Source organism: Litoreibacter sp. (assembly GCF_039974535.1).
Classification (GTDB): domain Bacteria; phylum Pseudomonadota; class Alphaproteobacteria; order Rhodobacterales; family Rhodobacteraceae; genus Litoreibacter.
Map to the genome: position 1 here is coordinate 68,203 of NZ_JBDWIU010000008.1, position 25,618 is coordinate 93,820.

The following is a 25,618-nucleotide window of genomic DNA, read 5'->3' on the forward strand; positions in this document are numbered from 1 at the left end:
TTTTAGGGCCTGGAATGGGTCATTCTTTGACAACGCGGCCAATCGTCGATCGATGGACGCCAAACAAGCGTGCCACGTCCGCTTCACTATGCTTTCCAGATCGAACTATGTCTTGGATTTCCTTGCGCTGATCGTCCGTCAGCTTTGGCTTGCGCCCTGGGTGGCGGCCTTTTTTTCGTGCGCGTTCTAAACCCGCACGCGTGCGCTCCCTAATCATCTCACGCTCGAACTCGGCAAAGACGCCCACTATCTGCATCATCATGCGTCCCGCTGGCGTCGTGGTGTCGATTGCCTCGGTCAGAGACCGGAAGCCAGCTCCAGCCGCGTCGATCTTCTCCATGATGGACAAAAGGTCTTTCAGCGACCGGGACAGCCGGTCGAGTTTCCAGACGATCACAACGTCGTCGTCACGGAGCTGGTCGAGCATTCGGTGCAGCTCAGGCCGATCCCATCGACCGCCAGAAGCGCGTTCCTCGAACACGCGACCACAATCAGCCGCGCGTAATGCTTCAAGCTGGACAGCGGTTGCTTGGTCGTCAGTGGATACACGGGCATAGCCTAAGTTCATAGAAGTATCGTTGCGCTTTCATGTCGCTCAATCAAGTTAATTCGCAACATATTTCTGCAACAACTTTTGGCAGTTATGAGGTGTGTTGCGCAAAGGACCGTTTGTGGCAGGAAGGTTCGGTCATGGGTTTTTTGTCCGCAAGCAGTCGTTCGGACAATGTGTATGCCCCGCTTACGTCGCAGTGTAGCAGCTGTTGCAAATGTAGATACATGCCGCAAGAGCAAACATTGAAAATTCAAGGTCGCTTCTGTTCACGGCTTGTCTGTCTGAAAGCGTGCCGCGAAAACTCAGTCTCCCCTCCCGCCAAAACAACGACTGTGAGTTACCGGATTGGCGACACACGCTGCTCTGCGGCAACAAGTGTGCCTCGACCGCAAGCAAATGCTGCGTCAGCGAAGTGAGCAAAACAAATGGCGGCAAAGTCCGCATTACCGCCGTCCACGACCACAGCCACGAAGGTCTGCAATCGGGCAAAACGGACGTTGCCGGGTGACGTGCTAGATGTCCGCTGCGCGGACGAAGCGGCCGTTCGCTTGGAATTTGCCAATGTCTGCCGCTAGCCAAATCGGACATCGAACAAGCACTTAAACCATGACATCCCAAGTGCTCTTGCGCCTCGCCCTGAAACACATTCTTTCAAGTGGTTTTGAAAACTTGTTGAGGTAGGTATGCTTCGAATAGAGAAGGACGGCTTTGCACAAAGACTTCGCAAAGCTTAGTTACGCGATACACCATGTTACACTGCAAATTTGTCAGAAGAGGTGGGCCCACTTTGGTTGAGCCGGCCCACCCTAAGACGCTACCTCAAAACGGGAGCAAGAACGTGCGGGCATAGCGCATGATACCAAACTGCGCAGAACCATTTTTGTTGGGCATCGAGTCGATCAAAACAGTGTCGCCCGCCGATTTGGCCACCAAGTAGTTACCGCGCATCACTTCGCCTAGATCAGAATGAACCGTAAACCCTGCTCGCACGTCGCGGGCAACAAAGCACCCCGGCCCATAGGACCGCGCGGCCCTGGTCGAGGTGTTGCCCCCTGTTCCGCGTGGCAGAATAGCCGACGCGTTGGTTTTTAGAATCAGCACACCTGGACCCTGAGCGAAATGCAGCATGGCACGCCCGAAAATCAGGCTGGCTAAGTTGAAACTCAGCAACCTTTTAATCTGCACCGTGCTGCTCATGCCGACGAAATGCGACCACTCAAACACCACCTGCTCGTCAGACCGCAGCGTCCATTCTACCAGACTGGCAGGCGGCGGCATGGTCAGACCTGTGACTGCCGAACGCTGAGACAGGTCGACCTTTTGCATACGCCACGCGCGGTGCGCGATGCGCGAAAGAACGGCCTTGAACGGCATTGGCAGACGACCGCTTGTGGGCGCGTTGGTTACTGCGATGTCACGTTTGAGATACAGCACCTCACGACGCGCCTTGCTAAAGGGCAGCGACCCGCGTTCGGACGCGCGCGTCATCCCGTGGCTGCGTGGCACCCGGCCAGTCACAAGTGACGCCACAATGCCTTCGTCAGGATGCAGGATCACGCGGCCCAGCACGATCAGATACGTCTTGAACAGTACCATCAGCGAATACAAAAACAGCACCGCGCTCACCGCATTTACCATAGTAAAGCTATGCCCAATCGACGCGGTGGTGGTGTCGCGGTAGATCACTAATGCAGCGTCAACCTCGGCCACCGCGCGCTTGCGAAAGGCTTCCGTGCCGCGACCAGCCTCAGCTTCGGCGCGATCCAGCCGCGCTTTCAGTCCATCGAGGATCCCTTGGCGAACACCCTGATAGATCGAGTTGGCGATGGACTTCACAAGGTTCATGAAGTGGCACTTGAGGTTCCAGCCGCAACTTTGGGTATGGGTGCCTGGTGCGCGCACCGGCAGCTTGGATTTCACAAAGTCATGCGTGTCCTGTGCGTTGCTGCGCACCAGCCCGTTGACCTGTTCCTGAGTGGCCAGCGACTGCGCGTTCAACTCGGCTTGCCACTGGCGGGTTTGCTCTTTCTGGATGTGGACCAGTGTGGCCTCAAGTCCGATCGGCTCTGCTGGCAGAGGCACGCCCGCATGTTCCAGTATCGTATCAGCGGCGACCTGGTCTAAGCTACGCCACATTGCCGAATACCCGACACCAAGGACCGCAAAAATTGCCAGTATCGGCAGCCACAGACGCAGCGCACGGACCAAGGACACGCCAAGACGGCCATCCATGCGCAGGTGCAGCAGGATTTCGGCGTTGTCCTGCATCGCCTTGAAGAACAGCCGCAGCGCCGCAAAGGTGAACAGCAGCACGATCAGAACTGCAGGTTTCGGTGCAAAGCCGGTGAAGAGGCGGCCCAACAGCGCGGGGGCCTGCCAGGCTCCTTCGGTCGACGCGGTCGCAGAGGCTAATGCACCGATTATCACGCATTCGTAAATCAGTAAGCCGAGAAACCCAAGAAAAGCAGGGCTAAGTATCCGAGCATAGATCGCTGTTAGCGTCACGGACAGGGCGAAAGCTAGACCGACACCAGCCGCTGTGGCCCAATAGCGCAAAGTATCGGCAGACCCAACTGGCAGGGTTTGGCCAGACAGGGCCGGCACCCATTCGACGGACAAGCCAAGGCACAGTGCATAGGCCAGCGCCCGTTGACCCAGAAGCCAGCCCACCACTGCGGAGCCGATAAGGAGCGCGGACAGCGGGTTTAGCCACTGAAAAACGTCGCCAAGACCCGCGAACAGGTCGGCATTTGGGACAGGCATAAGCAACACCGCCGTTCCATCGGTCACGGCCAGCGGATTAAGCTGTGGGGCCCCAATGACGGGCAACCACGACAGCATGACCAGAAACCACAACGTTTGAATGACGGTGGCGCGAATGGGTGCTGCGGCTGCAACGGCGGGAGCGGTTTGAACAAGAGACTGTGCCATTGATTTATCCTCCAGGACTATCAGTTGTGGGTGGTATGCCGCCCTTTCTCGCGGGCGGCATTTAGGTATCGTGCTTAGCTTGCGACGCGCAGGAACCGCCCTGCGGGCGGCAGAAGCCCTTCGGTACGCACGGCGTCGACCACGTCACGGAATGTGGATTCGTGCTTTTCCTTTGTCTTGCGGGCCAGACGTTTGGTGCGCGGGTCCGAGCGGAAGGCATCCACGATGCGCTCGATGCGGGCGGGGACCAGCTCGTTTAGTGATGCTTCCATCGCGCTGCTGAAATAGGTGTCCAGCGTCTTGAGCTTTGTCGCGGTGTATACACGCGGCTTGGAGCGGCGCTGTTTGCGTACGAACTCGGCCAGGGTGCCTTTGTCTTCAGGTAGTGGCATCAAGTCCTCGACTTGTTTGTAGGTGTTGATTAGACGCCATTGTGCGGGCGGCACCAAGATGGTCACCGGGCGACGAGTGCGGCCGTTATTCGGCGTGTGGCCTGCGGTGTTGCCCCAGGCGGCCAGCGAACCGATGCTGGCGGCAATCCCGCTGACATCCACCGCCATGCCGCTGCTTTTCAAGAACGCTGTGGTTTTCGCCAGTTGCGACTTGCTTGCGCTATCAGGCATTTGAACCACCAGACCGAACAGGCGGTCAAAACCCATCAATCCTTTGCCATGCGCATGCAGCGTTTCTGCCAGCTCCGACACACCGCAGTTAAAGTCGTTGCGCTTTAGGCGCGCATTCAACGCCTGCACGCTTGGGGTAAAGTGATGGACAAACTCCGCAACATCATCGCGGCGGCGTCGCTCGGCGCGAAGCATGATCAGGATCGCAAAGATCAGATCGGTTATTACGGCCAGCCCCACGGCAATCGCTTCCTGAGCGCTGATCGGCTGACCGGTGACGAGCTTCTTTACCAGCATCAGGGCATAGTGTTTGTCGCCGTGGGTGACGACGAATGCACTGTCCTGCAGTGTCGGCATCGCGACGGGGGCAAAGGCGTCCATCTCGGCATTCAAATCCGCCAGTTGCGGGGCGAACTGGCCCCAACGCTGCTGGTGGTCGCTCCCTAACAGCGACGCTGCAAACGAGGCTTCGCGCCCAAGGGCATTGCGCAGGGTGGTCAGCGCGGTGGTTGAACGGGTCTGACGCAACGGGCTTTCCAGTGCCGCGCGCACATCGTCGAGCGTTGTTGCGGCGCGTGCCGCTGTGATCCCCGCTGACAGCGTCTGCTCGATGCGGCTTAGTTCGGTCATCGCAAAATCAGTGTCGCGGGCAATGCGCTCCCAAACGTCGTGGCGATCACCCTCGCCTGAGCGTGCCTCGATCTGCTGGTTCTTGCGGGCCGCTTCGACCAGCGTGGCCAAACGGGTGTGATAGCGTGCAAGTTCAGCAAAGTTGGTCTGCCCAGCAGACACCGCGACCTCGCGCTGCGTGGCAAAGACATCGCGCACCTCAGCGTCGCGCAAACCCATCACGTTGACCCAGAATGCGACCGCCAGCACGATGCTAAGCGTGGCCATGATACTGTAGCCCAAGAAATATAGGGCACGGGTGCGCATATGGTCGACAAAGGCGCCAATCAAGACAGTGAGAAAAACCGCCATCAGGGCCTGAATGACGACCGAGCCGGTTGCGGCAATCGTTAAGGCAAGGATTGAGCCCCCATCGTCTTGACCGTCTTCAACGAATTGAGTGATACCTGTGGCCGACCCGTACCAAGACAATAGGAAAGCGGCGAAAACCAGTACCGACAGTGTTCGTGGATTGATGTTTAGCATTGTATAACTCCCCAGGGTTGTATTTTTAACTGCCGCAAGGAGCTGTCTACGTCTGATCCTTGGGCTCTGAGGGTAAGTCGCCGCCACTAGTTTTTATCTGCAAGCACTTTGTTTTCGTAAAATTTGCATTGTATTGAACGTATCTCTAGAATTTAGAAATAAATTTGCGTGGGGCGGAAAGTGAGTGTCGATCTACTAGATATTGTTGGGGGAATGAGAGCAAAGCGACGTGCCTTCCTGCAAGCCATAGTGCCCAACCCTGAGGATCAACAAACCCTCGGTCGGAATGAACTGTCGAGCGACGACATCAAGAAACTGCGCTCTGCCGCGGTGTTTTTCATCGCCGAGTTCCTTTTCGTAATTCAAAAGCTAGATTTGACCAAAGATTCCGAAGGGCTAGAAGCCTATTTGAAGGATCACAACGAAAGCGTTGGCCGGAAAATCGCCGCTCTGCGAGAGGGAAAACGCAGCGCGACTCACAGTGGCTTAACAAAATCCCGCCTTCAGGAAAGCCTAATTGACGACTGGAAGATCGAAGAAATGGTCGCCGCCGCCAAGGATGGCTTTTTTCGCTTTGATCAATCGACTATTGGGGCGCTTCTGAATGAGATAATGGTCAAACAATCTACTAATTCGCATCTTGATGTGCTGGGCAAGGCTGGTCTCCTAAAGATCAGTGGAAGACGACCTAAATATATAATATCAAACGGAATTATCGAGCAGTACTACGAAGATTTTTTGAAAGGTCTTAAGGATGTATTTACTTAAAGGAGTGCTGCCATGGTCCAACTAAGAGGCGCCCTATGCGCGGTTTCGATTTGCTTTGCAGTGCCTGTAAAAGCAGCGCCTGCTGATGAGCATATTCAAAGAATTCTGTCGCTATCAGAAGCCGCCTGCCGCTCTGAGGAAATGGAATACCGCGAGCTTCACAGCGGGGAGAACAGCAATGTTCAGAAAACCTTGTCTTTCGTAGCCGAGGGCACGCGTTTGCTCTGTGAAAGCATTCGGCTCGACGCGGAAGTTGCGAGGCTGAGCGGCGAACAAGAACGTTTGCGTGCAGAGGCCGTGCGGCTTGAAGACGCGTGGCAATCAGCCCATCGGATCAATCCGACCAAATTCCCGGATTTAGAAGGCCGCGACGCAAGCCAAAGACGCTTGCTGTCAGATGCCGAACAGATTGGGCGCACCGTTTTGGTACTTTCGAATGTGCAAAACGACCTCAAAGGCGAAGCCAGCCGGATCCTCAACTTAGCCTCTGATGAATTTGATCTTTTGTCTAATCAAGATGCTGAACTTCTTCTTGCAAGCCTTGATGATGAAGATAGCCATGATGTTATCATTCGACTCTTAAAGAGGCGCATCGCACGGGTGTAGTGACTTAGTTGTCAATTGCTGAGTTGCCGCTTTCGACTACTTGAGCACTTGGATAAATACTATTCTTAATAGTATTTAGGATTGCTTTGCAGGCGCCTCCTAGGTTCGACAGGCTAGACGTTATCGGACGCAGGTTCGCTCAAAACTTCCTATAAGCTTTGTTCAGCTTTAATGTGTTGTCGGTCGTGAGTTATCGTTTGCAGCGTCGCAAAGTCTGCTTCTGCGCTCTGATGCCATTGATCCATCTTGCAGCATTCGTCAAAGTGGGGCTCGTTCCCGACATTCGCCGCGCGATGCACCAACTTCCGCTGTGCGGACATACCACCATTTCGCTGCGGCTGCGCCAAGGTCTGCTCTCGGAGATTTCAGCAATTAAACCGCCCGTTGCAATCGATCTGCAACGGAGCGGTAGCTATCTTACGCGAAGCAGGCAATCTAAACGGCGCGTTGCAGACAATGCAAAAGTCAAATTTGAAGCAGAAAATGTGCGGCGCGCCGAGCTTGGATTGCCGCTACTCAAGGTGCCCTCAAAGCGCAAGACTGAGCGAGAGATCGCAAAACTCGATCCATATCCACGTATGCGGATCCAAATGGTGAGCCGTGCGCCACAGCAGTATTCAAGAGCCATATCAGGCATGGTGGTGGAACCCGTTCACCGGACTGGAAACTTAGTTCTGGGTGGTCTTTATCCGCGAGCCAGCTGACTTTCGGATCCATTTCAATTGTTAACGGGTCATATTCGGTCAGATAGTCCGGGTCTGAGACAACTTTCATAGGACCTTGGCCCAACGCACCAATGGCGTCTTAAGTTCTGGGTCAGAAATGCTTGACGTTTGGGTCAAAATTGAATGACGTAATATTCCTATTTCTTGAAGTTTTGGCTCCCAAAAGAGTCAAAGGTTCACGACGTTCCGCACCCCTTATATAACAGTGACTTAGGTGAAAATTTGCCACCTATGCGCCATCTTGTGTGCCAATACGAAAATGGTACTGTGAATCGCTTTAAGGGTGTTTGACGCCTCTACCTGTTCAAGCTTTTCTAGGTGTTCCAATGCTTCGGAGGCTAGGCGGTGGATGACTTCGTGTAGCGTGTCGTGCGCTTTATCCAAGTGGGGAATTTTCAAGTCACTCTCCATCGCAGCGGCTCCAACTTTATTTAGGTTGCTGATTTGGTGAAGGAGGCTTTCCACCTTTTGAAAGCGCGTAAGCGGCTTGCCATCCGTCCGGTAGTACATGTCGTGCCGATCCATTTGGCGCTCCCCCCTGCGTTGACGACGTCTAGGCGTGCTGTACGAGCGGAGAGATGCTCGGCTTAAGGCTTGCGGACGTTCGTGCGGATCGCAGCGAAAGAGGAAAAAAAGTCGAACTTGGCCGATGCTGCAAGATGCATGAATGTCTGCTAAATCGCCTTGATGCCCATGATCAGCCCATTTCTGCGCGTGGCTCGTAGCACCCCCCCAGTTCTTTCGCTTTCGTCGTTAATCAGTTTGGAGAGATGGTTCCGTTGTTCGTAGGACGCAGTGTTGCCCGGTGGCATAGACAAAAGAACAGCAACTGCATCAGCTGGGTCTGTACAGGCCATAACATCGGTCAAATCATATCGTTCTGTTTGTTCAAATACGTCCCCGACCATCTTTTCCGCGTCGTCTAGCGAGAACAAAGCGGCCCCCGGGTCGACGGGAGGACCCCCGAACGCTTGTGCGCCGAGCACATGCAGTTCGTTTAAATTATCGAGAGTATTCGTGCTAACGAACAATTGCCCGCCCGGGCGCAAGACACGACTGGCCTCTTGAATGGCCGCCCGCGGATCACTGACGTGATAGAGAACGTGCAAAAGTAAGACGACGTCAAAAGTTTCAGACGCGTTAGGCAGAGCGGCAGCATCCGCAATTCCTGCCTCAATAACTTTGACCTGCTTCACTATCGCAAGGTTTGTCGTGGCCTCCTCGATCATGCCTTGAGACGTATCGACAAGTGAAACGCGCAGATCGTTTGGCAACCGATCCCTTGACGCCCGCCAAAGCCATCCGGGGCCGCACCCGACATCTAAGATACATGCGCCTTCTTTTAACTCGATCTTATCAATCAGCCAGTCAAACCAACTGACAGATGCGTACTTCGCCTGAAACGACCCGCGCGTCGCGAGGTGGCGCGGTGTAGCATATTGACTTTGGACACCGCCATGCTTTGATTCTTTGCTCATACAGCGAAGTTAGGTCACATCGTCAACTACATCCACTACCCCCTTTATACCGGTCCATTGGTCTGTCTTGCCATTAAGTTAACGGCCAGAAGCAATGATGGGACTGGCTATGCTTAGGTAGTGGGCTTCCAGCAAAGTGGACTTTGGCGCAGCTACAGAAAACGACAGCTAAGTCCCGCATTGCAGACCTTGGCGTGTAAAACTGAACCAAACAATGTTCGCAAGCGCAGCGAATGGCCAGGAAAGAGCCCATCTTGCAGGAATGCTGCGTTGCCGCCAAAGTCTCCTTTTGAAAGCTGAAAGGGCCCTGAAATGAATATCGATTGGCAAAGGGCAGCAGCTTATGTCGTTGCTGTTGATTCCCAACAGCAGATTCTATTGGCGCAATTCAGCAAGACCGGACATCCCAAGTCGGGGGCCTGGACGTTGCTGGGCGGTGGAATGGGGCGAACAGGCACACGAGACAGCACTACGCGAGCTAGGAGAAGAGACTGGTCTATCCGCAGACATCGGCCCCTTACTGGGTGCACAGTCAGAGTGGTTTGACGAAAGGACGTCAGAATGCGGGCAGCGCGGATTGGCACTTCGTTTGATATTCCAAGCACGGAACTGCGTAGGTGAACTCAAGACTGATTTTACAGACGATGATATAACCGTGGGAGCAGCGTGGCTCTCAATTGCCGCCGTTCAACAATTGAATAGGGTCGAAGTCGTAGACTTTGGCCTTTCTCTAATTTCGACCGTCCAAGTTGTCTAGCGCGGCTAGGGTACGGACGTTCAATCGGCGTCAATAAATGTTCGTAAAATCTACATTGCGAACCATGAGGGAAGAGAGCGATCTCAGAACCGTTCGCGCATGCAGTGAAGGTCTCTTTAACGTCCATTTTGCCGGGTGCTGCGCGTTGCACGAATGTCCGCTCTTCAGAAAGACGATCAAAAACGTGACAAAATCAGAGGCAGTTTTGCCAAAGATTTGTGCCGCAAGGTTGTTCAACGTTTCAGATGACCATACCGAGAGTGACAAAAACGACCGTTTGTGGCAGAGAAGTTCTGTCATGGGGCTTTTGATCAGTTCGTAAGACGAAGCCGCCGTTGCAATTCCATCAAATCTCAAACAACAGCACGGCTTCAGCTTCTTGAAATCAGCGGCTGAGCTCAGGCGCTTCGAAAAACGACATGAGCAATTGATCCGACACTCGGAACAGCCGTCATCCGCATGCAAACTTCATCATGGCTGGCGGCGCATTTGAGGCACCAGATCCAGTTCTAGAAAATGTTGATACAAAACCGCACGTGAATCCAAAAGCGGCACCAATGCATGGGTCAGAAAGCTATCCATCTCAATCAATGGTCGGACGATACCGTCAAAGCTGCAGTGTTTTACAGTAAGGGGCAGACAAGTGCCGAAGAACTTCAGCAGTCCACGGGCTTCGTTTGCCGAATCCATCGTCTTCTTGAGCAGCGGCTTGTGTGTACTCAGCAAAGCATGGACAAGACTGAAAGACTTGGTACTCCCACTGTCTGTCTCGTCCGTTTTTCGATGCCGTCAACTGTGTTTCGCACTTGGCTTAGAATTTGACTCGCCGATTTTCGAGAAGTTATCCAAAAAACACCCCGTTCGCAAACTGCAGGCGGGGTGTTTTTAGGCGACGACTATTGATGTATCAGTATCCTACTGTAAAGGCCGCACGCGGAAACTTGGCTGACTGAGCTTCATCGACGATTGCCATTGCAAAGTCTTCCATCGAGATTTCCGACTTACCATCATCATCAACAATCAGATTGTCTGTGCCAGTTCTAAAGGCGCCCTTGCGCATGCCTGGCCGCAACATCGCGGACGGGCTTGCATAGGTCCAGTTTGCCGAGGCATCCGATGCACAAAGTTCCCACTGCGCCATGGACGCACGCGCAGTTGGAACGATGCTTTCAGGCAGAAAACTAGGATCGGACAAGACTGTGTGCGGGCTACCATCGGGGAGATACAAACGTGCGGCCCCGCCGACGATAATCACCCGAAGATCGCTCTGCGATGCGGCATCAAGGATGGACTGGGTGAGAGCAACAATTTCGCCCTCTCGCCCGGCAGGTGTCCGCACCGCGCTGATGGCAAGGTCCTGTCCGGCCATGACTGCGGTCAGAGCTGCGGTGTCCGCAACATCTGCAACAACGAGTTTCACGTCTTTGGGCAGTTTATCGAGTCTTGCTTCGTTTCGGACGGCTGCAGTGACATCATGGCCACGCGAGAGCGCTTCGGTCACAACGCGAGAGCCGACGTCGCCAGTGGCACCAAATACGATGAGTTTCATAGGAATTCTCCTTTTAGGTTGGGGTATGAATGGGAAGTTTCGTAAGGATCGGAGGGTTGACGCGCCCTGCGCGCTGTCCAAGCCAGATTGCAGTGAGCACTATTCCAGCTCCTACAATTTGGATGAGCGTCAGGGCCTGACCCAGAAGGATCCAGCCGATCAGGACCGCGGAAATCGGGCTGAGAAATCCAAGGGCAGAGACTGCGCCGGGCTCGATCCGGGAGATTCCCCGAAACCACAAAATATAAGTCAGCGCTGCCCCAATGAGAGTGAGATAAACGATGCCGGTGATGTTTTGCGCATTCAAAACAGGAAAAGCTGGTTCAAAAAACAGTGCGAGCGGAACCAGCAACAGACCACCCGCCGTGAGTTGCCAGGCGGTAAAGGTCAGCAGTGGAACCGGAGCTTGCCATTTCCGGGTCAGGACCGTGCCCGTCCCCATCGAGACCGCGCCGCCAATCCCGGCGAGCAATCCGATCGGATCCAGCGAAATCCCTGAGCCAAGCACAAGAATCCCGACCCCGAAGATCCCGATCAGGGCGGCGATCACTGCTGAGGCTTTGACGGTACTATCAAGGAGCAGCGCTGCCAGAAAAACGACGATCAGAGGCTGAATCGCCCCGACTGTTGCCGCTACTCCCCCTGGCAGCCGGTACGCAGCCACAAACAAAAGCGCCCAGAAAAGGGTGAAATTGAGAGCCCCAAGAATGAAGGCCCGCAACCACCAGATACCTTGTGGCAATTGCCGCGCCAGTAGGAGTAACAGAAGGCCCGCAGGCAACGCGCGCAGCGCGGCCACGGTTATTGGGTGCCCAGCGGGAAGGAATTCTGTCGTCACGTAATACGTGCTACCCCAGACCAGCGGCGCAACGGCCGTGAGAGCGATGTCGACTTGATGTTTCATGAAGAATCTCCAATTATCTTGACGTCAAGATACATTGCCATCTCTTGACGTCAAGATAAAATTTCGCAATATGGCCCTATGGACCACGTAGATCGCATCGTTACTCAATGGAACAAGGCCCGTCCCGACCTCGATGTGGGGCCAATGGAAACGATCGGACGCCTCTCGCGGCTGGCGGCCAAACTCCGGAGCGAAATGGAAAAAACATGGAAAATCTACGGGCTGAACCCCGCCAGTTTCGACGTTCTGGCGACGCTGCGTAGATCCGGAAAGCCCGAAGGCTTGTCGCCAGGAGAAATGCTTGACCTGACGATGGTGACATCAGGGACAATGACCAATCGAATTGACCAACTCGTCAAGGCCGACCTAGTAGAGCGCGTGTCAAATCCGGAAGACAAGCGCGGCTTCCTAATTCGACTGACCCAACAGGGGTTTGCCACCATTGAGAATGCGGTCAACGACCATGTTGAGACGCAGCACCGGCTTTTGAAAGGACTATCTGCCGCACAACGCGACAGTTTGAATCAATTACTTAAGGCCTTTGGCGAAACGATTGATACAGACGCATAATAACTTCCGATAAAATGGACGCTTCAGAAGGAATCTTTCCGAAGCTTTCAGCGAGAATATTTGCCGAGCCGTGGCTTTAATCCTTAACATTCGAAACGCAAGGATTGTTGCGGCAAGCTATTAAGTTTGATGGCATCCTGTCTCTGGTGGCGATCTCTGCCGCGAGCCCAAACAGATTTTGATCGAAGGCAATCTCGCCTCATACGCCAGGTAGTCGGTTGTTGATGTGGCAGTTGTAGATTGTTCTGATCGTCTCCATACCTAGCAAAGTTGCTTTCGCAGATCGCAGAGATCGAAAGCTTTGGCTATATCCAAACAACCACTTCAGTGCAGCATGATCGCTCTCAAGAGAAACCTTCCGTAGAAAACGTGCAGACCGGTTGTCTATGCATGTGACGTTTGCAGCAATTCCCGCAGGTTTTGCGCTTGAACTGGGCGATCACGTAAATCGAGAGCCGAGTTTAGATCCACGAGATGGCTTTGCATCAATTCTTCCGCGTTTTGATCGTCCCCATCAGCAATAGCTTGCACCAGAGCGTGATGGGCGTGGCTTTCGCACAAAGCACTTTCGCGCCGCCAATAGAGCGCGATGACCAGCGAGGAGCGAGCGATCAGCGTTTCGACGAACCGCCCAATTGTGTCCTGATCCGCAATCCGCGCGATTTCGATATGGAAGCGGCCTGACAGGTTCAACGCACGACCATTATCACCAGCATCGATAGCTGCATGCTCTTGAATAATGTGATCGTTCAAAATTTCAATGTCGTTTGGCGTGGCACGGCCTGCAGCGGAACGGGCCGTGCGCGGTTCCAACAAAGCACGCGCTTCAAATACTTCGCGAGCCTCGCGTGGGGTAGGACTTGCGACGAAGGCCCCTTTATTACGCTGGATTTCCACAAGCTGAATATGCGCAAGAGATTGGAGTGCTGCGCGTACAACCGTGCGAGACACGTTGTAGATTTCACCGATTTCATCCTCGCCCAGCTTTGTTCTCGGCGCTAGACGATGTTCATGGATCGCCAAGGCCAGCGCATCAACCACTTTTTGTGTGGCGTTTTGTGGTTTGGGCGTGGAAATGTGCATTGCCGACATAGGTGTTTCCTTCAGAATCACTGATGCCAGAGACATAGTGCGTGAACAAGGCGCATCACTATTGTATACAATAATGCACAATTATTGTGTTCAATAACTGCGCATTATGGAATTGATCCGCTCATTTTTTAGCCATTTCCCAGACTTTACTTTAGAAAACGAACGCACTGTTTGAAATCACGTCACCAGGGCGTTCCGGTGATTTCAACACAGGAGTGTACATGACCGCAAAACATGATCTTGAATTGGTGGACGTTACCAAACGCTATGGACCGACGATTGCGGTAGATGGGATTCAGCATAGGTTCCAGCCGTCCTCTTACACCTGTTTGCTTGGTCCTTCAGGGTGTGGAAAATCATCGACGCTACGGATGATTGCTGGCCATGAAAGTGTGACCGCGGGGGCAATTTTACTGTCAGGCCGTGACATTTCCACCCTTCCGCCCGCGCAGCGTGGCACAGCGATGATGTTTCAGAACTACGCTTTATTTCCTCATCTCAACGTACGCGACAACATCGCTTTTAGTTTGAAAATGAAGGGGATCGATACAAAAGAACGTCACACCAAAGCAGGCGAGATGCTGGAACTGGTAGACCTGAGCGTATTGGCCGATCGTCTGCCTGACCAGTTGTCAGGAGGGCAACAACAACGTGTTGCGCTGGCCAGAGCGCTGATCACGCGCCCTGAGGTCTTGTTGCTGGATGAACCGCTGTCTGCACTTGATCCCTTTTTACGCATTCGAATGCGTGGCGAACTTAAAAAACTACAAAAGGAACTCGGGATCAGTTTTATCCATGTCACCCACGGACAAGACGAAGCTCTAGCGCTGGCAGATGAAATCGTCGTGATGAATGACGCAGTGATCGAACAGGCAGGCCCTGCGCGTGATGTGTTCAACGCGCCTAAAACCCGTTTCGTGGCGCAGTTTATGGGCGGTCACAACGTTATCGCGCTGCCCAATGGGAGCTTCGCAATTCGCACTGATGCAGTCACCGTCACTGAGCAAAGAAAGGGCACATTGAACGCACAGGTGACTGACGTTGAATACCAAGGCACCCACGTCTCTTTGAGGTCGCGTATTTCAGACGACCAAGAAGTAACGGCCATCGTGCCCGAAGCAGATTATTTTACGACCCCGCATCAGCCTGGCGACCAGATTGGTCTGCATTGGGATGCCAAAAACCTTCACCCACTGACCGCATAAACACGGCATTTCACAACCGACAAGGAGACGACGAATGACAAAGTTTACTTCCCGTACAGGCTTAAGCCGCCGCACATTGTTGAAAGGTGCCGCGTCCACAGCAATCGCTGCCGGATCAACAACATTGGGCGCACCCATGCTTTGGGCGCAAAACATCAAGGATGTCACTATTCGCCAGTTCGGCACCGGTGTGTCCAACCTCAATGATGTCGCAAATAAAGTTAAAGAAGATCTTGGTTTTACGCTTGAAATGACCGCGTTGGATACCGACAGCGTGACACAACGTGCAGCCACACAACCCAACAGCTTTGATATTGCTGACATCGAATATTTTATCTGTAAAAAGGTTTGGGCTGCCGGCAACATGCAGGCAATGGACACGTCCAAAATCGCCAATTACGACAAGATCGCCGGCACGTTCCGCAGCGGCCTTTTGACACCTGAGAGCACAATCGCTCAAGGTACTGCGCCGCATACGGTTGGCTTTACGTCAGGCCCGAACGGTACGGACTTTGTGCAAGAAGAATCCGGTTGGATGACCTTGATCCCGACGATCTATAACGCCGATACGCTGGGCATCCGCCCCGATCTGATCGGACGTCCGATCAAAAATTGGTCCGAACTTTTGAACCCTGAGTTTAAGGGGAAAGCCTCGATCCTTGATATCTCATCCATCGGGATCATGGACATGGCGATGGTCGTGGAATCCATGGGCGAATACACTTACCCCGACAAAGGCAACATGACGAAAGAAGAGATTGATCTGACACTCGGCATCTTTACTGAAGCCAAGAAAAACGGCCAGTTCCGCGCGTTCTGGAAGTCCTTTGATGAAAGCGTCAACCTGATGGCGTCCGGCGAAGTTGTGATTCAGTCCATGTGGTCCCCTGCGATTACGGCAGTGAAATCTCAAGGCATTCCCTGCGTTTACCAGCCGCTGGAAGAAGGTTATCGCTCATGGGGTGGCGGCCTTGGTATCTCGGCAGCGCTGTCCGGTATCGAACTGGATGCAGCCTATGAATACATTAACTGGTATCTGTCCGGCTGGGTTGGCGGCTATCTTATGCGTCAGGGCTATTACTCTGCCGTGCCTGAAACGTCGAAAGAGTTCATGTCCGCAGACGAATGGGGCTTCTGGTACGAAGGCAAAGCCGCCGAAGGTGATATCTTGTCCCCAACCGGCGACAAACTGGCCGGTGCGGGCGAAGTTCGCGATGGTGGGGCCTTCCTTGATCGCATGGGATCAGTTGTGTGCTGGAACTCCGTCATGGACGAAAACCAATACATGGTCCGCAAGTGGAACGAATTTATCGCCGCTTAAGAACTACCAATGGGTGCGCTATGCGGCGCACCCACTCCAACCAATACAAAGAATGTTCATGAAAAAGCTGTTAGAAAATCACAATGTAACCGGCTGGCTGATGGTGTCCCCCCTTGCGGCTGTATTGCTGATTTTTCTCGTGATGCCGATTGTTCTAATCGTAATCGTCAGCTTTTGGCGTGCGACCGAATTTTCCATCATTCCCGCCTTTGAATGGGACAATTATGCTTTCCTGTTTGGGTCACCCGTCACCTACACCGTCTTTTTCAACACGTTCAAATATGCATTCATTACATGGGCCTTTACCTTGGTCATCGGGTTCACTGTTGCGTACTATTTGGCATTCCACATTCGCAGCCTGACATGGCAAATCGCACTTTTCCTGCTGTGCACAATCCCGTTCTGGACCTCTAATATCATCCGCATGATCAGCTGGATCCCATTTCTCGGTCGCAATGGTATCGCCAATTCCACGCTGATGTCTTGGGGCGTAATAGACGAACCGGTAGAATGGCTGTTGTTCTCAGATTTCGCCGTCATCGTCGCATTTGTTCACCTCTACACTTTGTTCATGGTCGTCCCGATCTTCAACACTATGATGCGCATCGACAAATCCCTGATCGAAGCTGCGCGGGATGCAGGTGCAAACGGCGCACAAATATTGTGGAACGTCATTATCCCGTTGACCAAGCCAGGCATTATGATCGGCACCATTTTCGTGGTCACACTCGTGATGGGCGATTTCATAACAGTTCGTTTCATGTCGGGCAGCCAATCCGCGAACGTCGGTCGTTTGATTTCAAACGACATCGCTTTGCTGCAATACCCAAGCGCGTCGGCCACGGCAATTGTATTGCTGACGACAGTACTAATCACCATCGGCATCCTTCTACGCTTTGTCGACATTCGGAAGGAACTGTAATGGAGCCGCGCTCAAAATCATTTTACGTCCTCTCAGCTTTCTTCGCGCTGTTTGTGCTGTTTCTTTACGGTCCGACCCTGACGATTGGTGTGCTTTCGTTCCAAGGCGAGGGTGGTGGGCTTACATTTCCGATGCGTGGCGTGTCCATGTATTGGTTCTATGACCTGTTCGAACAACAGGCCGTCGGTGACATTTGGGGCAGCTTTCGCCGTTCAATCGTATTGGGCTTCATGGTCATGGTCACAACTGTGGTCGTCTCAGTTATTGGCGGCTTAGCCTTTCGCAAGAAATTCGCAGGCTCTCGCATTCTGTTCTACCTGATCATTACGGCGCTGGTGATTCCGTCAATCCTTGTATCGCTGGGCGTTGGGCTGCTGTTTTCGCAAAGTGGGCTCGACGTGCATTGGTCGACCTCCGGCTTTGGCGCGCAGCTGACATGGACGCTGCCCTTCGGCCTGCTGATCATGTTCGCCGTTTTTAACCGTTTCGACAAAAGCTATGAGGAAGCCGCCCGCGATCTAGGGGCATCACCTTGGCAAACAATCCGCCATGTTGTGTTGCCGATAATTGCACCCTCGTTGATTGGCGTCGCCTTGTTTGGTTTCACGCTCAGCTATGACGAATTCGCGCGTACTTTGTTAACGGCGGGTAGCTACAACACTTTGCCACTTGAGATTTACGGGATGACGACCAATGTGACCTCGCCCGTGCTGTATGCCCTTGGCACGCTGACAACGCTATTCTCGCTTTTGATCATCGGTGTGTTCCTCGCCCTCGCACTCCTCAGCAATCGCCGTAAAGCGCGCGCAGGCAGCGACGCGGGAAAGGCCGTCTGATGATTGTCCTGATCAACCCCAACCGCACAGAGGCTATGACCCAAGCGATGGTGGAAACGGCATCGAAAGCGGGGGTCGCGCTGGAAGGCTGGACCTCTCACGAGGGACCAGCCGCCATCCAAGGCCCTGAGGACGGCGCAGCCTGCATCCCGCCTTTACTGACGCTGGTGCGTCAAGCATCTGATGCAGGCGCAAAGGCCATTATTATCGGCTGCTTTGATGATACAGGGCTGGACACCGCCCGCGACATTGCATCATGTCCAGTCATTGGTATCGGCCAAGCCGCATATCACATGGCTGTACTTTCAGGGCACCGGTTTTCAGTCGTAACCACCTTGTCTGTTTCTGTGCCTATTCTGGAAAGCAACATCGATGCCTACGGCTTCACGTCACAACTGGCCCGCGTCCGCGCCTGTGGTGTACCTGTTTTAGATCTAGAGACAGACCCAACCAGAACCGCACCTGCCGTTGTGCGTGAAATCTATCGTGCTGTCTCTGAAGACAAAGTTGAGACAGTCGTTCTTGGCTGCGCCGGTATGGGCCATATCCCAGAATTTCTTAATGAACCCGAAACTGTACGGTTAATTGACGGTGTCCAATCAGCTGCGCAGCTCGCGGTACTTTTGGCCAACTAACGCCTGTTCTAGGATAGAAATGCCCTTCATAATCAAGATTGCCGGCCAACAATAAAGGAAGACACACCTGCACATGGCACAATTCACTCGTACCGGAGTATCAGGCAAAGTGGGTTCCTTGCTGACCCGAGCTGTGTTTGCATATTCAAAAGACCGGATCGTCGCTAGGAATGTCCGCTTTTTTCGTGCTGGCCAATCTGGTTTGTACCCGCAGCGAAGGTCAGGTTTCCGCCCTTTCCAACAAAAAGAACTAGGGGACGTCGTCCCCACGCGCCTGCAACACAATTAGACAGGGCCGTGTCCTCGGCTGCGCCTGTGGATTGCACCAACCCTGTCGAATTGTATTGCACTTGCTACCCCGAATCCCTGCCGGGAGCAGGTTTTAGAGGCAGGCGCGCTAAAGCACTTTGCTCAAAACCAGTTTTGAAAGGGAAAACATGTCAAAAATCATCCTAATCGATCAAAGGCAAACCTATGGTTGAAAAAGGAAAGGCTTTGTCGCTAATAGCAGAACTATGTGTTGTTTCACAAAGAACTGTGGAACGTCGAATACCTTTGACTCGATAGATTGGATTTTCTGAGTCCTACCAATGCTCCGCGTCAGGTAGTATTGACCCAATCGTCAAGCATATCTGACCCAAACCAGACCCACATCGCTGTCTAGGCGAAAGTATGGATTGTGGACCAAGCCGACATTAAGCATTTTTTTACCAATGGCTTCATCGGCGCCTCGCGACAGCCGCCGATGAAGCCGACTTAAGGTGTCCTTGTGCATACATCGCGTCCAACTATCCAGATATTCCGAGGGTTGTAGCGACGATGATTGCGAGCACGATTGCGCCCAGCCAGATCCTACGCAAACTGGCTTCCTATCTACGTCAGAATGATCTTGCTGTTGCCCTCCGTGAAGTTGCCGGGTCGAGCGAACGTTATTCATGATCGATTGGGTGCTAAATACCGACATGCAGCGCCGTGTACAAATCGAGCTCAACAAAGAGTCCAAAAGTACCGATGCTGCGCCTTGGAGGAACGGCTGCTTTCTGAAAAATGAACAGGGCTGATTTCACAATTTTGACGGTGGTACGAAAATGAATCTCTTAACACAGAGACCTTTTTCCGCTAAACGCCGCTTCCGTTGTATAATCGATCTGAACAAGGAGGGTCTGCAAATGATAGATTTGAATCTGAATTTGCGTTCTTTTTGTAAGGCCATTGCGCCTGCTGGCTGACGTTTGTGTCGAGTAGCGCCGCCTTGCCGAAACAACAACGACCTAACCAGAATAAAATCAACTCCTCCCGTCCCATGGGCGGAGAGTCTTATTATAGGTCTCTTTCATGGAATATCTCGATGACCATGTTTTTGAATTACCCAACTTTTTGGCGCACGATGTGTGCGACAAGTGGATCGCTGACATCGAGGCTGAAGAGTTTGAACCTGCCGTACCCTCAGCGTTCCCAATTGGGGCAATTTTCAAGACAACCGCTTTAGCGGTTTGCTCTGAAACCTTGCCTTCGGTCGGATATCCAACGTTCGCTAACCCTTTTAAGACGGGACGAGATGGCAGACACCGTGGAGACTTTTGCAAAGTCCTGTAGAGACGATGCGTTGTGCGCGCACAAGTACGAATGTCTGAGTGTTGAATTATAAAAACCAGCCGACACCCCAGAGCAGACTAAGGAGTTGCATGTGTTGATTGAACTCATCGAGCAAGCCTCTGGCACTGAATAAACGTAAGCGTTGCATCGCGAGTCGGAATGTGGGCTCTTCTATACAAAGAGGTAAGGACAATATTGGCCGCGTGCTAGTACCTCATGCTTGAGCCAGTTCAACATCCCTTTTGTCGCCTCCAAAGTTCCGCATAGAGTCCTCTACGGCGCAGTAGGGCATCATGCGTTCCATCTTCGGCAATCTGTCCTTGGTCGAGTAACACGATGCGGTCCATTTGCGCCAATGTGGACAGGCGGTGTGCGATAGAGATCACTGTTTTGCCTTGCATCACTGCGTAAAGGGCATTTTGAATATCCGCTTCGACATTGCTGTCTAGCGCTGACGTGGCCTCGTCCAGGATCAAGATTGGCGCGTTCTTTAAGATCACCCGTGCGATTGCGATACGTTGGCGTTGCCCGCCCGAAAGAGTCACTCCGCGCTCGCCCACGTACGCATCGTACCCTCTGCGCCCTTGGCTGTCGCAAAGCGTTTCGATGAAATCATGCGCTTTGGCCTGTTTTGCTGCGCGTATCACCGCGGCCTCATCCGCCTGACGATTTCCATATAGCAGATTGTCCCGGACCGACCGATGCAGCAGGGCGGTATTCTGGCTGACCATACCGATTTGTTGTCGCAAGCCCTTTTGGGTCAACGCGTCAATCGGCGTGCCATCGATCAATATTTGTCCAGCTTCGGCGTCATGAAACCGCATCAGCAAATTCACCAAGCTGGATTTGCCTGCACCAGACCGCCCAACCAGCCCCAGCTTCTGTCCTGCGGGGATTGTCAGGCTGATGTTATCCAGCCCATGGTCTTGCTTGCCGTAGCTATGCGTCACCTGTTTAAGCCGGATTTCAGCGGCTTGCGCAGGTAGATCGACGGCACGTGGGGCATCAATAATCTGATGCGGTGCCGCAAGGGACCGCAATCCTTCCTGAATGATCCCTATGTTTTCAAACAGTCGAATAGTGACCCACATGATCCAATTGCTCATCCCATTGAGCCGGATCGTCAAGGCGGCGGCGGCGGCAACTTCACCAACAGAAACGGCCCCCTTGGTCCACAGCCAAACGGCGGGGCTCACGACAATTGTGATCAGAATGCCGTTGATCGCGTTCATGCCGAAGGCCAGCATCGTCATCAGCCGCAGGAATCGCTGAAACCGAAGTCGCAGAAGTCGGAGTGCAGACAGAGCATAATCTTGTTCCTGCGCCTCATGCGCAAACAGTTTAACCGTTTCGATGTTACTATAGGCATCCACCACACGACCCGTGGTAAGCGACCGCGCATCCGCCCACCGTTCTGACGCGACGCCCACATTCAGGGCAATGTAGCGTACGTAGAAAGTATAGCCGATCACCCAAAGCGCCAACGGCAGGCCAAGCCGTGGATCAATCTGGCTAAGGATCAAGATCGCGCCAATGACGTAGGTCAAGCTGAACCATAAAGCCTCAAACGCCATATGCACGCTGTCTTGCACTGCTGGCCCCATCTGCATCACCCGGTTTGAAAGCCGCCCAGCAAAATCATTTTGGAAGAACCCGACCGACTGCCCCAACAGATGTTTATGAGCCTGCCAGCGCACTTGTTCTTGCAGGTTCGAGGATAACGTTTGTTCCAACAGCAGGTGGTTCAATGTCACAATCGCGGGCCGGATCAGAAGCACTGCAAACAGCACCAGTAACACTTCGGTCTCATGCTGTGCCCAAAAAATTTCTGGCCCGCTGGTAGTCATCAGATCAATTAACCGACCTGAATAGAAGATCAGCCCGCTTTCCATCAGTGCAGTCAAAAGCCCCACCAGCGCAATCCACGGTAACCAACCTCTGTAGGGTGCTAGATGGGATGTCAGATAGCTCAACACAGTTGCTGGTGGCGGCCCCTCGACGGCGCTCGAAAATGGGTCAATACGGGTTTCAAAGTAACGAAATAACATGGTGTGTCCCTTAGGATGCGTGCTGTAGTTGGGTGTTTGCACCCTGTGACACCATCTGGCGCAATGCTGCGCAGTCACGTTTGAGCGTGTTGAACACATCGCCTCCAAACCATTCCAGCGAGATTGGCGCATCAGGCGCGTCTTTCAGCTCAGACAGGAGCCCATCATAGGACATTGCCCCCTCAAACAATGGCACAATCCCTTGGCGTGACCCGGCTGCATTGTAGATATTATCTGGGCCAAAGACGGGTAGTTCTGTTCGGTGTCCGATGTTTTTGAAGTGATAGTTCCGGATCTTGGGTTGCAAAACTTTATATGCTTCAACAGGGTCATCGCCGCCTTCCCAGACATGCAGCGCATCAAAGTTAATGGAGAGTGCGGGGTGGTTGACTTCTTCGATAAGCTGAACGGTCGAGGCCAACGTGTCGGCCAGTGTAGCCGGGTGCGTTTCGATCAGTAAGTTGCATCCTTGATCTGCGATTTGCGAGCAGGCCATGCGCAGCGCGTCCGTAATTTGCGCACGATCATCTACTGAGATCACCGCACTGCTGGTTTTTCCTGCAAACGTTCGGATGTTATCGCTGCCCCATCGGCGGGCTTGATGCAAAACGGCGGTTGTCTTGGGGGATAGTGCGGCAGGATTTTCCAACGGCAAATAGTCACTAATCATCGGCACCCGCAGCCCAAAAGCCGCCAACCAACGACCGTCATGGCCAGAGGCGAAGGGGATGTTTTGGGCATGAGCCCCCCAAATCTCAATCCCTTGAAACCCATTGCGGCTGGCCCAATCGGCGATCTGTTCGAGGCTCAACAAGTGATGTCGAAAGGTGATTGTACAAAGAGAAATGTTCATCGGTCTGTCCCTGTCATCGCAAAGAAAGATTTATCGGAGGCAAAGGCCTTTGCGTGCCATTTGATGTACCAAGCCTTCAGGCCTGTCTTGATGCGGAATTCGCGACGGTCAAGCGCATCAAGATCCGCAAATATTTGTGTAGTGAGCACGGCATCCCCAGACGCTGCCAACTTGATTATCTTGTATTGCAGCGCTCGGAACCCTTGATGCAGCGCTTCGATTTCGTCACACCAATCTTCAAAATCTTGGTCTGGCAGATTCAGCGCTCGCCAGAACACCGCAAATCCATGTTCATAGGCATATTTACGGATCGCGATAACGGGTAGTTCGCGCAAGGCAAGGTCCAACGCTGCGATATCTAGCAGGGTGCCCGGGTCCACATGTGCCTGGACGATCTGGCGAGTGACATCAATCAGCGGATTGCAGGTATCATCAAAGACCGCGTTGAAGTAATTGCGTAAATCAACATCCGTAGGATCGGTCGCTTTGGCTCGGTCAAAGATGTAACCCCCTTCGACCGTGGGTTGTCCGATTGCATTCAGTATCGCCGCGCGAGGCAATGTGCCTTCCCAGCGATAGTCGGGATCATGCATGAACCAAATGTCGGGATTATCGGTCTTTTCGATCATCACATAATGCGGAAATGGATTTTGATTGAACTTATTTTCACGTTCCGGCAGGTGATAGAGGTCCAGCATCACCATCAAGTGCTCGGTCTCGCGCTTTTCATCCAATAGCCTTTCGAACCGGGCCAGATTGGCCGCTTTGTTGTCGTCTTTGTTGTACCATCCGATCACATCAACACCGTAAAGTCGCCTAAACCAGTGGCGAAAATGATCGTGTTTTATGGTGGGGCCGTGGTAGGAAAGCCGGAAGGTTTCATCGAGATGAAAACCAGTATCCCAGACCCCGAAATAGAAGGGTCTATGGTCCATACCAGGCCGGGCCTTGATCGCTGCACATAAGCAGCTGACAAAACAGTGGACTTTGATATCGATCTCGTCTTCAGGTTCAATTGCCGTTTCTTCGCCTGCGAGAAAACACGCCAGATCGCGGACGGTTCTGAAACTATCCTTAGACAGTTCGCGTTCGGGGACATCGCAACCGTGATTGGTTTCGAGATGGAGCAACAGATTCAGGATCAAAACGGAATCCAGATGCAGATCTTCGTTCAAATACGCATCTGGACCGAAATCAGCGATATGGACGTTCTTCATTGGGCCGCGCAATGTAGCTTCAATCGCACGGACGATCTGATCGGGGGTCATGCGGGCATCTCGGACTGGAAGAACTGACGGGCGACATCGCGGCGGTTGATCTTGCCATTGGCCTGCCGCGGAAGCTGCGGCACTTGGTGGATGGCCATAGGTTGTTGGTAAGGTGCAAGCCGATCTGCCAACCACGCTTGCAACGCATCTGGCGCCACGCCTACACCTTCAAAAATCAGTCCCGCCCGGTCCCCTGCCAGGTCATCCTGCATCCGGAATGCCAAGGCATCGGTGATGCCATCCATCGCCAAAGCCGCTTGCTCGATGTCATGGGGGTAGACGTTCAATCCCGCTACATCGATCACGTCATCTTGCCGGGACACGAATACAAGCATCCCATCCGGCCTAAGGAACCCAAGGTCGCCGGTTTCATTCTGCTGGCCGCCAATAGTGACGTTGATTGGGGCGGGTTGCCCTGCACTCTGACCGCCGGTCAGTTGCAGGTGCGGCAGCGGATATCCCACATCTCTTGGATCCCGCAGTTCCGGGTTGATGGCGATACACCCCACCTCGGAACAGCCGTATTGCTGGAAAAGGTGTTTTGTTTTCAAGCGTATCTGTTCGAACCAATGGCGCGATAGGATCGTGCCGGATGTCATTGCTGCATTAAGCTGCTGCTCTGCTGGCAGGAAGGACGCCAACATGTGTAACATCGCAGGCGAGGTGTATAGCAACGGGTCGCGGACCTCGCGCATTCGACGCAGGATGTATTTGGGGTTCAGCGTATCGATCACCACAGGCACATGCCCGCGTTCCATCGCAACCATCAGACCGGCGATCAGCCCATAGGAGTGGGTAATCGGGCAGGCAATCACTGGGGTCATTGGGGCCGCCTGGGTGAAGAACCGGACGTAACTGGTAACCTCGGTCTGCACATTTGCCCAAGTGCGTGTGGTGACTTTTGGCACTCCCGTTGTCCCCGAGCTCATCTGCACCAGCACACCGTCAAGATTGGCGGAGGTTTGGGCAATTTCGGTGACCCCATCTTCATCCACAAACCGGTCACACCCTGCCTGCAGAGCCATCTTGCGTGCCTTTTCGGCGGGGATGTCCGGATGAATGGGGAAGACGCCCGCATCCGCATCTCGCAGCCCGACAATATGGCGCAACACATTGTCGGTCTTTTGCAGATGCAGCCCATAGCGATGGGGCTGCGGATCGGGAAACGCCATCTCGTCCAAAGGTGTCAAATCAACAAGCTGATCATTGAGAATAAACATCCG

The 25,618-nt window shown here is 53.3% G+C and carries 23 protein-coding genes and 1 pseudogene; 11 read left to right on the forward strand and 13 right to left on the reverse strand.

Features of this window, described 5'->3' with window-relative positions:
• Positions 1 to 19: 19 nt before the first annotated feature.
• The 3 genes from ABJN86_RS06330 to ABJN86_RS06340 all read right to left on the reverse strand — a co-directional run bounded on the left by ABJN86_RS06330 (position 20) and on the right by ABJN86_RS06340 (position 5,262).
• On the reverse strand, positions 20 to 568 hold the full coding sequence (locus ABJN86_RS06330; protein ID WP_348365611.1) for a recombinase family protein: 549 nt from the start codon (positions 566 to 568) through the stop codon (positions 20 to 22).
• A gap of 804 nt (positions 569 to 1,372) precedes the next feature.
• The gene (locus ABJN86_RS06335) at positions 1,373 to 3,484 is read right to left on the reverse strand and encodes a hypothetical protein (protein ID WP_348365612.1); all 2,112 of its coding nucleotides are present in this window, start codon (positions 3,482 to 3,484) and stop codon (positions 1,373 to 1,375) included.
• Positions 3,485 to 3,558: 74 nt separating this feature from the next.
• Positions 3,559 to 5,262, reverse strand: coding sequence for a hypothetical protein (locus ABJN86_RS06340; RefSeq protein WP_348365613.1), 1,704 nt, complete (start codon positions 5,260 to 5,262; stop codon positions 3,559 to 3,561).
• Between the two features lie 180 nt (positions 5,263 to 5,442).
• Between ABJN86_RS06340 and ABJN86_RS06345 the strand changes: the two genes are divergently transcribed.
• The 3 genes from ABJN86_RS06345 to ABJN86_RS06355 all read left to right on the forward strand — a co-directional run bounded on the left by ABJN86_RS06345 (position 5,443) and on the right by ABJN86_RS06355 (position 7,340).
• Complete coding sequence (locus ABJN86_RS06345; RefSeq protein WP_348365615.1) at positions 5,443 to 6,030, forward strand: hypothetical protein; 588 nt, start codon at positions 5,443 to 5,445, stop codon at positions 6,028 to 6,030.
• A 60-nt stretch (positions 6,031 to 6,090) separates the two neighbouring features.
• On the forward strand, positions 6,091 to 6,636 hold the full coding sequence (locus ABJN86_RS06350; protein WP_348365616.1) for a hypothetical protein: 546 nt from the start codon (positions 6,091 to 6,093) through the stop codon (positions 6,634 to 6,636).
• 185 nt (positions 6,637 to 6,821) lie between these two features.
• A complete protein-coding gene (locus ABJN86_RS06355) occupies positions 6,822 to 7,340 on the forward strand; it encodes a hypothetical protein (RefSeq protein ID WP_348365617.1) in 519 nt (172 codons plus the stop codon).
• Positions 7,341 to 7,571: 231 nt separating this feature from the next.
• Here the strand turns inward: ABJN86_RS06355 and ABJN86_RS06360 are convergent, their stop codons facing one another.
• The 5 genes from ABJN86_RS06360 to ABJN86_RS06380 form a co-directional block, all read right to left on the reverse strand.
• Positions 7,572 to 7,886 (reverse strand): hypothetical protein, encoded by a 315-nt coding sequence (locus tag ABJN86_RS06360; protein ID WP_348365619.1) that lies wholly within the window; start codon positions 7,884 to 7,886, stop codon positions 7,572 to 7,574.
• 149 nt (positions 7,887 to 8,035) lie between these two features.
• Positions 8,036 to 8,839, reverse strand: coding sequence for a methyltransferase domain-containing protein (locus ABJN86_RS06365; protein WP_348365620.1), 804 nt, complete (start codon positions 8,837 to 8,839; stop codon positions 8,036 to 8,038).
• Between the two features lie 1,228 nt (positions 8,840 to 10,067).
• Positions 10,068 to 10,286, reverse strand: coding sequence for a hypothetical protein (locus tag ABJN86_RS06370; protein WP_348365622.1), 219 nt, complete (start codon positions 10,284 to 10,286; stop codon positions 10,068 to 10,070).
• 217 nt (positions 10,287 to 10,503) lie between these two features.
• Positions 10,504 to 11,145 (reverse strand): NAD(P)H-binding protein, encoded by a 642-nt coding sequence (locus tag ABJN86_RS06375; RefSeq protein WP_348365624.1) that lies wholly within the window; start codon positions 11,143 to 11,145, stop codon positions 10,504 to 10,506.
• 13 nt (positions 11,146 to 11,158) lie between these two features.
• Positions 11,159 to 12,049: an EamA family transporter gene (locus ABJN86_RS06380; protein ID WP_348365625.1), complete on the reverse strand. Its 891-nt coding sequence runs from the start codon at positions 12,047 to 12,049 to the stop codon at positions 11,159 to 11,161.
• Between the two features lie 78 nt (positions 12,050 to 12,127).
• Between ABJN86_RS06380 and ABJN86_RS06385 the strand changes: the two genes are divergently transcribed.
• Positions 12,128 to 12,619: a MarR family transcriptional regulator gene (locus tag ABJN86_RS06385; RefSeq protein ID WP_348365627.1), complete on the forward strand. Its 492-nt coding sequence runs from the start codon at positions 12,128 to 12,130 to the stop codon at positions 12,617 to 12,619.
• Between the two features lie 384 nt (positions 12,620 to 13,003).
• On the opposite strand, the gene ABJN86_RS06390 is transcribed toward ABJN86_RS06385, so the two are convergent.
• Entirely contained in the window at positions 13,004 to 13,702 is a 699-nt protein-coding gene (locus tag ABJN86_RS06390) for a GntR family transcriptional regulator (RefSeq protein ID WP_348365965.1), read from the reverse strand.
• Positions 13,703 to 13,932: 230 nt separating this feature from the next.
• On the opposite strand from ABJN86_RS06390, the gene ABJN86_RS06395 reads away from it, so the two are divergent.
• The 7 genes and pseudogenes from ABJN86_RS06395 to ABJN86_RS06425 all read left to right on the forward strand — a co-directional run bounded on the left by ABJN86_RS06395 (position 13,933) and on the right by ABJN86_RS06425 (position 20,226).
• Positions 13,933 to 14,916 (forward strand): ABC transporter ATP-binding protein, encoded by a 984-nt coding sequence (locus ABJN86_RS06395; RefSeq protein ID WP_348365628.1) that lies wholly within the window; start codon positions 13,933 to 13,935, stop codon positions 14,914 to 14,916.
• 34 nt (positions 14,917 to 14,950) lie between these two features.
• Positions 14,951 to 16,237, forward strand: coding sequence for an extracellular solute-binding protein (locus ABJN86_RS06400; protein ID WP_348365630.1), 1,287 nt, complete (start codon positions 14,951 to 14,953; stop codon positions 16,235 to 16,237).
• A gap of 58 nt (positions 16,238 to 16,295) precedes the next feature.
• On the forward strand, positions 16,296 to 17,159 hold the full coding sequence (locus tag ABJN86_RS06405) for an ABC transporter permease (RefSeq protein WP_348365631.1): 864 nt from the start codon (positions 16,296 to 16,298) through the stop codon (positions 17,157 to 17,159).
• Positions 17,159 to 17,995 carry an ABC transporter permease gene (locus tag ABJN86_RS06410; RefSeq protein ID WP_348365633.1) on the forward strand — a complete coding sequence of 279 codons (837 nt, stop codon included), beginning with the start codon at positions 17,159 to 17,161 and terminating at the stop codon, positions 17,993 to 17,995. Before ABJN86_RS06405 ends, ABJN86_RS06410 begins: the two co-directional genes overlap by 1 nt.
• Positions 17,995 to 18,630: an aspartate/glutamate racemase family protein gene (locus ABJN86_RS06415; RefSeq protein WP_348365635.1), complete on the forward strand. Its 636-nt coding sequence runs from the start codon at positions 17,995 to 17,997 to the stop codon at positions 18,628 to 18,630. Before ABJN86_RS06410 ends, ABJN86_RS06415 begins: the two co-directional genes overlap by 1 nt.
• A gap of 777 nt (positions 18,631 to 19,407) precedes the next feature.
• A pseudogene (locus tag ABJN86_RS06420) lies at positions 19,408 to 19,625 on the forward strand (Tn3 family transposase); the annotation flags it as partial.
• Positions 19,626 to 19,965: 340 nt separating this feature from the next.
• A complete protein-coding gene (locus ABJN86_RS06425; protein ID WP_348365637.1) occupies positions 19,966 to 20,226 on the forward strand; it encodes a hypothetical protein in 261 nt (86 codons plus the stop codon).
• Between the two features lie 230 nt (positions 20,227 to 20,456).
• Here ABJN86_RS06425 and ABJN86_RS06430 read toward each other — a convergent pair whose 3' ends face one another.
• Genes ABJN86_RS06430 through ABJN86_RS06445 form a run of 4 tightly spaced genes read right to left on the reverse strand, consistent with a single transcriptional unit; the run spans position 20,457 to position 25,615 of the window.
• Positions 20,457 to 22,274, reverse strand: a complete 1,818-nt coding sequence (locus ABJN86_RS06430) for an ABC transporter ATP-binding protein (RefSeq protein WP_348365639.1) — start codon at positions 22,272 to 22,274, stop codon at positions 20,457 to 20,459.
• A 10-nt stretch (positions 22,275 to 22,284) separates the two neighbouring features.
• Positions 22,285 to 23,127, reverse strand: coding sequence for a sugar phosphate isomerase/epimerase (locus tag ABJN86_RS06435; protein WP_348365640.1), 843 nt, complete (start codon positions 23,125 to 23,127; stop codon positions 22,285 to 22,287).
• Positions 23,124 to 24,395, reverse strand: a complete 1,272-nt coding sequence (locus ABJN86_RS06440; protein ID WP_348365641.1) for a DUF6005 family protein — start codon at positions 24,393 to 24,395, stop codon at positions 23,124 to 23,126. The genes ABJN86_RS06435 and ABJN86_RS06440 overlap by 4 nt, the downstream gene beginning before the upstream one ends.
• Positions 24,392 to 25,615 (reverse strand): AMP-binding protein, encoded by a 1,224-nt coding sequence (locus ABJN86_RS06445; RefSeq protein ID WP_348365643.1) that lies wholly within the window; start codon positions 25,613 to 25,615, stop codon positions 24,392 to 24,394. The genes ABJN86_RS06440 and ABJN86_RS06445 overlap by 4 nt, the downstream gene beginning before the upstream one ends.
• Positions 25,616 to 25,618 lie beyond the last annotated feature (3 nt).